This is a genomic window from Acidithiobacillus sulfurivorans (assembly GCF_018853815.1).
Lineage (GTDB): Bacteria > Pseudomonadota > Gammaproteobacteria > Acidithiobacillales > Acidithiobacillaceae > Acidithiobacillus > Acidithiobacillus sulfurivorans.
On record NZ_JAAOMP010000004.1, the window covers coordinates 1 to 5,654 of the forward strand.

A 5,654-nucleotide genomic window follows, 5' to 3' on the forward strand; every position below is an offset into this window, starting at 1 on the left:
CGGGAACCCTCATTGCCGGATTGGGTGGCCAGAGCGCGCAAAGCAGATTCATAAGAAGCCGCATAGCGGGTTGCATCCGCACTGTTGCGGGCTCCTTCTCCCAACATATCGTAGGAATAGCAGAGTGCGGACTGTTTTTTTCGGGCTTCGGCGGAGCGCCGGCGCGCCTCACCAAGATCCTGTCCAAGTACAAACTGCCGACCCAGTAGCGCAATGGCCCGCACTGCTGCCGTCACGACGGTATTCATACCGAGTCTTTGCACCAGACTACGCGTTTCTTTTTCGGCGAGCAGACGGCGGGATAAAATCAGCACCCGACCAGAAATCTGGGTAATCCAGGACTGTTTTTCCTCACCGGCAAAGCGCGCCCTGCCCAGCTGATCCGCCGCCAGCAAGGCCGCTGTACCAGTATCGGGCACGCGCAGCAGGGCCTCGGCCAGACGCATCAAGGCCAAGCCTTCGGCACTGGTAATGGGGTACTCCCTTAACAGGGACTCCAGAGCCCAGAACGGCGCTGGCTGCTTGCGTACAGCCTCCACCCAGGGCCGCGCCTGATCTATGACGTTCAGCCAGTTCAGCTTGCCGCTGAGCGCCGACAGCAGTGCATCAACCTGCTGATTTTCATCCCGGTACGGGGGTGGTAGTGACGCAGGTTTCCGAAGAAAATCCGGAGAATCATTAAAATCACTGGGCAAAATGGTATGTAAACGGGTTTGAGACATTCCCACAAGGCTCCTCGCAGCAGGTAATCGGGTCCATGATCAGCCTGTGCCTGCCTCCTTTTTCATCTACGGGTTTTTATGCGCTTTAGGCTACCGCAGCGCTACAACCTCTTGTAAACAGGTTGTCATACTTGGGGCAGGAAATGCAAGTGTGATGGGGCTTCAGTACGCCTATGGCAACAGTGGCAGGCCCAGCTCTTTCAGGAATGCGTTGTGTTGCGCCGTCGCTTGCCGGATGGCTTGCTCGATGTCCACCAGGCCCGCATGCGTCGCCGCAAGGTCGATCTCTTCCTCGGCCACCGCCGTGCTGATGTAACGCGAAATGTTCAGGTTGAAGTCGTTTTTCTCGATCTCCGCCATGTCCACGCGGCGGGCATAGCGCGGCGCTTCCTTGCGGAATTGATAGGTATCGACAATCCGGTCGATGTGTTCCTTGCTCAATTGGTTCTGGCGCTTGCCTTTCACGAAATGCTCGGCGGCGTTGATGAACAGCACGTCATCGGGCTTTTTGCACTTTTTCAGCACCAGAATGCACACCGGAATGCCGGTGGAATAGAACAGGTTGGCGGGCAGGCCGATGACGGTGTCGATGTGGCCGTCTTTCAGCAGCTTGGTGCGGATGCGTTCCTCCGCACCGCCCCGAAACAGCACCCCGTGCGGCAGGATGATGGCCATCACGCCTTCGTCTTTCAGGAAATGAAAGCCGTGCAGCAAAAAGGCGAAGTCGGCGGCGGACTTGGGCGCGAGGCCGTGGCTTTTGAAGCGCACGTCGTCGGCCAGCGCGTCGGTGGGATCCCAGCGGTAGCTGAAAGGCGGGTTGGCGACGACGGCATCGAAGCCCGGCTTTTTGGCCGGGTTCTGCTCGCGCATCCGCTCCCACTCGTTGGTCAGCGTGTCGCCGTGGAAGATCTCGAACTCGGTGTCCTTCACCCCGTGCAGCAGCATGTTCATGCGCGCGAGGTTGTAGGTGGTGATGTTCTTTTCCTGGCCGTAGATCTTGCCGATGGTTCCGCCCGACTTGCCGTCCGCACCGGCCATCTTCTTGCGCACATTGAGCAGCAGCGAGCCGGAGCCGCAGGCGAAGTCCAGCACGCTGTCCAGCCTTTTTTTCGTGCCGGTTTTCGGCTCCTGGCTGTCCAGCGTGACGATGGCGGAGAGGATGTCGGAAATCTGCTGCGGGGTGTAGAACTCGCCCGCCTTCTTGCCCGAGCCCGCTGCGAACTGGCCGATCAGGTATTCGTAGGCATCGCCCAGCGCGTCGATGTTCGTGGAAAACTCCGCCAGCCCTTCGGCGATTTTCTGGATGATGGTGCAAAGCTTGGCGTTGCGGTCGACGTAGGTCTTGCCCAGCTTGGGCGAACTCAGGTCGATCTCGGAGAACAGGCCCTGAAAGGTACTCTCGAACGATTCCGTCTCGATGTATTTGAAGCCCGCCTGCAGCGTGTTCAAAAGCTCCGCATTCTGGGTGCGGGCCAGGTTGGCGATACTGTTCCAGAGATGCTGTGGCTCAATGACGTAATGCACCTTGCGCCGCATCTGCTTCTCGAAGGCCGGAATGTCGTCCGCGTTGTTGGCGTACCAGAGCGCCAGCGGCACCTTGCGCGTGTCTTTGCCCACATCGGGGTAATCCTTGCCCAGTTCCTTCTTCGCCGCTGTCTCGTAGTTGTCGGAGAGGTAGCGCAGGAACAGGAAGGACAGCATGTAGTCGCGAAAATCGTCCGCATCCATCGCCCCGCGTAGTTGGTCGGCGATGGCCCAGAGGGTATTGCCCAGTTGTTTTTGGTTGGTTTCAGTCATTTTGCGGGGGACAATCCTTTTGCATGTTTTGACGGAGTTCCTCGGGAGAAACCCGCAGCAATTGCCCGTTTTTCATAATCACCAGATCGGTATTGGTCTGAATAGCCGTATAACGGGCAATCAGGGCAGCGCGTTGCATAGCTGCGACAGATGCACGCAAATCAGGGTCTTTGGCTTCTGCAATATTTTTCATGGTCATTAATTTTCTCCCCATTCCAAAAGTAGCGGAATATCACCGACGCTGTCATAGATAGCCCAAGCATCCACTGCGCCTTTGTAACGCTGTTCCAAATGTTGCAAGCCTGCCGCAAAACGACGACGAATAACAGCCTCTGGAATATAGTGCCCACCCTGCCGCACACGCTCAGCCACGCGCGCGATGGCGGTATCAACATCGGGTAAACGCAAAAAAAACAGGCTGATGTGGTAGCCCAGTGACTGCCAGTGAGCAATATGCCGCAGATAGGCCAAGCCTGCCAAAGTCGTCTCAAACGCAAAGCTCTCGCCTTTACGCGCGCATTGCGCCTCTTGCGGCAAAAAAGCTCGGGCAAAAGTCGTTTTACCTGCTCCATTCGGCCCGGCAATGATGATGATTTTCTTCGTCATGTTTTCGGGCGTCGTTTGATTTTGGTTTCCAGCGTCTTCAGCCCGGCTTCGTCCTGCTGGGGGCTTGCATGGTCTCTTGCTGTTTGGCGCGTGACCTTCCGCGTGTCCTCCGTGCGAACCTGTCGGAATTTCCGACAAGTTGCAGCCACCTCCAGCTTGATCATTTTCGTGACGCCACGAAAATGATCCGCCGTCACTCCATGGCATGGCCTCCACTGTTTTGGGGTTTCTTCGGGTATTTGAACCACCGAGGATTTCTCGGTGGTTGCTGCGCGGCCTGCGTCAACGTGAACCGTCAAGGATTGCTTGACGGTTGCCACATGACCCGACTGCATTTGAGTTATCAAGGAGTCCTTGACGACTACCCACAAACCCCGCCTGCTCATACCTCAACCTCCTCCGGGGATGGGAAAAGCTGCTGCATCAGGCCTTTCTTGTGGGTTTTGAGGGCGTCGAGCTTTTGGGTCTCCAGGGTGATCAGGGCGTCGAGGCTGCTCAGGCAGGAGGCGATGCGGTGTTGTTCGACTTTGGCTCTCGGAAACGCAGCTAGCGTTCTCTTCGCATTGTCGATGGTGTAGGTTGCTACTGTTCCGACATCGGCCATTGCCTTGAGCTGTTTCTGAACGTAATCAGTTTCGTAAAGCCGAAGCAGAAACTCCCCGCTCAGCTCTTTTCCATCGTTTTTTAGCCAGATGATATTGCCGTCCTTGAAGTAGAAACGATCTCCGGCTCTCACCAAGTAAGGAACGCCAATCGAGCCAACGCCCGTGACCAGCAAGTGTCCGTCGCGGATCTCCCCAGTCTGCTTGCTGTAGGCAGCGTAAAGCTCTTCGCTGATGAATAACGGTTGAATCGGCTCGCGTTTGTTGAGCGCAACAATCTCTCGGGCGCGATAGAACGGCACGCCTGTCGGGGTCCAATCTGATTCGTGAACTCGCTTCGATGAAGTAATTGGAAAAATCTCGCCAAAAGGCTTCACAACCCACTCACCGGCGTTTTGGAATTCGGGGAAGCGGAGGCGGGGTTGGGTTTCGCCCTCGGTGGGGAAAAGCTGCTGCATCAGCCCTTTTTTATGGGTCTTGAGCGCGTCCACTTTCCGCGCTTGCGCGGCGATCAGCTCGTCCACCGAACTCAGGCACTCGGCGATTTTTTGTTGTTCCTTCGGTGTCGGAACAGGCAAAGGCATGGCCATGAAATCGTCGCTGGAGATGGCCATTCGATCATGCCGCGCACCTGTGCTGGATGCCTGCCGTATGTAGGTGTGCCAGCCGGTCGTCTTGAAGTAGTGTTCATAAAAGTCATTGCCACCGTCTTTGAACTTGAAGACGGTGTAGAGCGGCGACATGACGCCAGTGCCAACTTTGTTCTTGGAAATGGGGCCAACAGGTGCTGTTGCAGAGATGCGCGGGTTGTAAACATAGCTGCCCAGCTCAACGACGAAATAGCTTTCGAGATTGCCTTGCGTGGCAATTTCTTTGTTGAAGAAGTCGCGCTGGTCCATCACGCCAAACTCGGCTGAGTTCGTCAGCACGCGAGTAATTTTTTCATCGCGGTTTTTCTGTTTGGTGCGAGTTGCCAATTGACTCAGCGGCGCGAGCTTCCACCCCTCTGCCCCCCGAAACTCCGGAAACCGCAGCTTCGGCACCCGTGCGGGCGTTACTGCTTCTGTCGTGGCGGTGGTTTTCGTCTTGCTGCTCATGCCCCCACCTCCTTGCCGAGTTGAGCGATGAAGCGTTCCATATCCTCTTTCTTGGGCAGCTCGACGGCGTAGCGGGAGACGAAGACCTGATTGCTCAAGTCACCGAGGGCGAACTCGACGAGGGCGTCATTTTTGCGGGTGCAAAGAAGGATGCCGATGGGCGGCTGGTCGCCTGGGGTCATCTGGTGTTGTTTGTAGTAAGCGACGTAGGTGTTGAGCTGGCCTAAGTGTTCGTGGCGGAAGGCATCGGTCTTGAGTTCGACGAGGATGTGGCACTTGAGTATGCGGTGGTAGAAGACGAGGTCGATGAAGAAATATTCGTCGCCAATGAGGATGCGCTTTTGCCGAGCCTCGAAACAGAAGCCGTGTCCCAGTTCGAGGAGGAAATCCTGAAGGCGGTCGAGCAAGGCGTCTTCCAGGTCGGATTCCGCCATGACCTCCCGCGAGCGCAGGCCGAGGAACTCGAAAATGTAGGGATCGCGGATGATGTGGGCGGGCTGGAACGTATCCGCCGCCGCATGAGTCATGGCGGAGAGTTTGGCCTTGTCTTTGGAGAGGCCGCTGCGCTGGTAGTAGAGGCTGGCAATCTGGCGGCGTAGCTCGCGCACCGACCAGTTGCCGCGAATGCACTCGATCTCGTAAAAGCGGCGCTGGGTGTCGTCGGGGAGGTCCAGCAGCTCGGCCAGGTGGGAGAAGGAGAGATGATGGATGAGGTCGGGATGGGTATGGCTCAATGGCGGAGTCTCGGCTGCCACCGCCCCGGATTCGGGAGACGGCGTCTCCCGTTTTGGCAGAGGCGGGGTGCTTGGCGCTGACGCCTTGCAGCCGCT

6 protein-coding genes and 1 pseudogene are annotated in these 5,654 nt (G+C 57.1%); all 7 read right to left on the bottom strand.

Features of this window, described 5'->3' with window-relative positions; genetic code table 11:
* Positions 1–722 (bottom strand): annotated as a pseudogene (locus HAP95_RS00055) (bifunctional proline dehydrogenase/L-glutamate gamma-semialdehyde dehydrogenase); the annotation flags it as partial.
* 171 nt (positions 723–893) lie between these two features.
* Positions 894–2,519: a type I restriction-modification system subunit M gene (locus HAP95_RS00060; RefSeq protein ID WP_215882433.1), complete on the bottom strand. Its 1,626-nt coding sequence runs from the start codon at positions 2,517–2,519 to the stop codon at positions 894–896.
* A complete protein-coding gene (locus tag HAP95_RS00065; protein ID WP_215882434.1) occupies positions 2,512–2,718 on the bottom strand; it encodes a hypothetical protein in 207 nt (68 codons plus the stop codon). The genes HAP95_RS00060 and HAP95_RS00065 overlap by 8 nt, the downstream gene beginning before the upstream one ends.
* Entirely contained in the window at positions 2,718–3,125 is a 408-nt protein-coding gene (locus HAP95_RS00070; protein ID WP_215882435.1) for an ATPase, read from the bottom strand. Before HAP95_RS00070 ends, HAP95_RS00065 begins: the two co-directional genes overlap by 1 nt.
* The gene (locus HAP95_RS00075) at positions 3,122–3,511 is read right to left on the bottom strand and encodes a hypothetical protein (protein ID WP_215882436.1); all 390 of its coding nucleotides are present in this window, start codon (positions 3,509–3,511) and stop codon (positions 3,122–3,124) included. Before HAP95_RS00075 ends, HAP95_RS00070 begins: the two co-directional genes overlap by 4 nt.
* Positions 3,508–4,824, bottom strand: coding sequence for a restriction endonuclease subunit S (locus tag HAP95_RS00080; protein ID WP_215882437.1), 1,317 nt, complete (start codon positions 4,822–4,824; stop codon positions 3,508–3,510). The genes HAP95_RS00075 and HAP95_RS00080 overlap by 4 nt, the downstream gene beginning before the upstream one ends.
* The coding region (locus HAP95_RS00085) for a PDDEXK nuclease domain-containing protein (protein ID WP_215882438.1) at positions 4,821–5,654 on the bottom strand (834 nt) is incomplete at its 5' end. The genes HAP95_RS00085 and HAP95_RS00080, both read right to left, overlap by 4 nt.

Excerpts from the sequence above, each read along its gene's own strand:
- HAP95_RS00060 (WP_215882433.1), bottom strand. The coding sequence starts at position 2,519 with ATGACTGAAACCAACCAAAAACAACTGGGCAATACCCTCTGGGCCATC.
- HAP95_RS00065 (WP_215882434.1), bottom strand. The coding sequence starts at position 2,718 with ATGACCATGAAAAATATTGCAGAAGCCAAAGACCCTGATTTGCGTGCA.
- HAP95_RS00070 (WP_215882435.1), bottom strand. The coding sequence starts at position 3,125 with ATGACGAAGAAAATCATCATCATTGCCGGGCCGAATGGAGCAGGTAAA.
- HAP95_RS00075 (WP_215882436.1), bottom strand. The coding sequence starts at position 3,511 with ATGAGCAGGCGGGGTTTGTGGGTAGTCGTCAAGGACTCCTTGATAACT.
- HAP95_RS00080 (WP_215882437.1), bottom strand. The coding sequence starts at position 4,824 with ATGAGCAGCAAGACGAAAACCACCGCCACGACAGAAGCAGTAACGCCC.